Consider the following 1992-nt stretch of genomic DNA (forward strand, 5'->3'; position numbering starts at 1 on the left):
AGAAATGCAATGAAAACCGAATTCGCAATCAGTTGATTGCAATGGGCAACCCGGAGCCTATCCGGGTAAATCGCAAATTCTCTGGTATTGGCAACACCAGAGAGAGAAACCCAAAAGGGGGTTGCCACCCCCGGGAGGACGTAATGAATACGTCGACAGATGAGGGGTATCTCGCCGCCAGCGAATCGGCTGAAATGGCCCAGGCCGATTGGCTGGGGAATGAGCTGGAGGCCCTTGCCGGGAAATCGGCTGATGCCGTCAGTGAGTTTCGGCGAAAGTTCCTCAAGTCGTCCATCTTAGCGCTCTATGATGGGCGCTCGAAGGAATGGACTCGACGAGAAATCATGGACTGGGTGGAGTCCGACCGGACCCACTCGTTGTCCTTCAGGGTCTGTGTCCGGCAAGAAGACGCGGACCCGGACGAGTTCCAACAGCTCCTGACGGAGGATCTCAAGCGAAAGGGGCTGATGTCTCGCTCGCAGGAGGAGATACACCAGGAAGTGCTGGAAAAACTCCGTGCGTTTCATCCCCAGGTGAGCTGGGGAACGCTCAGCTACTTCGACGCCTGCGAGGCGCTCGAAGAGTTCGAGCGGGAAGAAAGGAAGCGCAAGGCGGCTGAAGCCAGGCGGCAACGCCAGGCGGAAAAAGCCGCAGGCCTGCTGGAATCATTCCAGTTGGTATAACGGGTGGCGTCAGCTCAACCATTCCTGGTCGGGCTGACGCGCCATATATTCATCGCGGGTGTAGCGACCCCGCGGCAAGCAACGCTCGTTTCGCGAACGAGAGGAGAAAGGCGATGATTTACTCATCAAGCCGGTTCCAAACATGGGAGCGCTGCGGCGCCATGTTAGAGGCCCGGTATATCAAGGGCCTTGAGCCCGAAGTGACCAGCGCCAACCTGGTTTTCGGCAAGGCTGTTCACCAGGTCTGGGCCGAATGGCTCCTGGCCTGGCATGAAGGCGATGCCTATGACATGGCATCGGCATTCGAGGAAGAATGGGGGCGTCGCACCGAAGCCACCGCCATCGAATACAACACGTTGTTCGATGAGCAAGCCCTGCTCACCCTTGGCAAACGACTGGGAAAACTGTTTCCAGAAGCCTGGGAAAAGAGCGGCCTGGTCTTGGCTGTGGACCACGACAACCAACCCTTGGTTGAGCGTCACTTGATGGCCAAGGTTGGTGGCGTGCTGGTGCAGGGCTACCTTGACCTGGTGGCATTGGATAGCGATGGCAACATTTGCGTCGCCGACGTGAAAACTCCCTCCAGCGCCAGCAGCGAGGAGTTCGCACTCGAAGCGGACCAGCTGACCCTCTACCAGATTCTGGTAGAGGCCAACCAGGACGGGTTGGATCTGGACGGCCCAGTACGAAAGCTGGGGTTCATTGAGGGCCTCAAGCGGAAAAGGGAGCCAAAAGTGCTGCCACCGCTATGGGTGCCGGCCCGAGAAGAGCCCCAGAAACAGCGATTTGCCAGGAAAATTCAATGGATCGACCGGCAAATCCAAGACCGGCAGTTTCATCGCCGCTCGCTGGCGGCTTTCGATAGTCCATGCAACATGTGTGACTACCGCGAGTTGTGCACCACTGGCAGCATGGATGGCCTGACTGTTTCCCAAAAAAGGAAGCAGCGCGAGGCCACCCTAGCCGCCAGCCTGCCATTGGCAGCGAATGCCTGATGGCCCATCCTTTACCCGCCTGACCATTTTACGGTCACGGCGGGTTTTTTCTGGCCAGTCGGTTGGAATTGGACGGCACGAACGTATGCGAGAGCGCCAGGGTTGGGCCGGGGAACGGACGGCACGGTATAAAAAATGGCCAATTTAACAAAATAGTCGCAAAAACAATGGGATAATGAATGGAAAAAGGGAATTGTGGCCAAGTTATCCACAGCAAGTGTGAATACCGCCCATATAAAGAGAACAGTTTTTGACGTTTACAGATTGTGATGTCTGGCAGCACCCTCGAATAAAATGGATGCAAATCTGAATAA

General features: G+C 56.2%; 3 protein-coding genes. 2 read left to right on the plus strand and 1 reads right to left on the minus strand.

Annotated elements, in window-relative coordinates; all coding sequences use genetic code 11:
- A partial coding sequence (locus ACOCD2_RS17835; RefSeq protein WP_419604160.1) for a hypothetical protein occupies positions 1 to 683 on the plus strand: 683 nt, incomplete at its 5' end.
- Between the two features lie 113 nt (positions 684 to 796).
- Positions 797 to 1678, plus strand: coding sequence for a RecB family exonuclease (locus tag ACOCD2_RS17840; protein WP_293652514.1), 882 nt, complete (start codon positions 797 to 799; stop codon positions 1676 to 1678).
- A 34-nt stretch (positions 1679 to 1712) separates the two neighbouring features.
- Here ACOCD2_RS17840 and ACOCD2_RS17845 read toward each other — a convergent pair.
- A partial coding sequence (locus ACOCD2_RS17845) for a hypothetical protein (RefSeq protein ID WP_293652515.1) occupies positions 1713 to 1992 on the minus strand: 280 nt, incomplete at its 5' end.

The organism is Thiolapillus sp. (assembly GCF_048562965.1).
GTDB classification, from domain to species: domain Bacteria; phylum Pseudomonadota; class Gammaproteobacteria; order Chromatiales; family Chromatiaceae; genus Thiolapillus; species Thiolapillus brandeum_A.

Bases quoted from the DNA above. Each gene is read 5' to 3' on its own strand.
- ACOCD2_RS17840 (WP_293652514.1), top strand. From the start codon at position 797: ATGATTTACTCATCAAGCCGGTTCCAAACATGGGAGCGCTGCGGCGCC.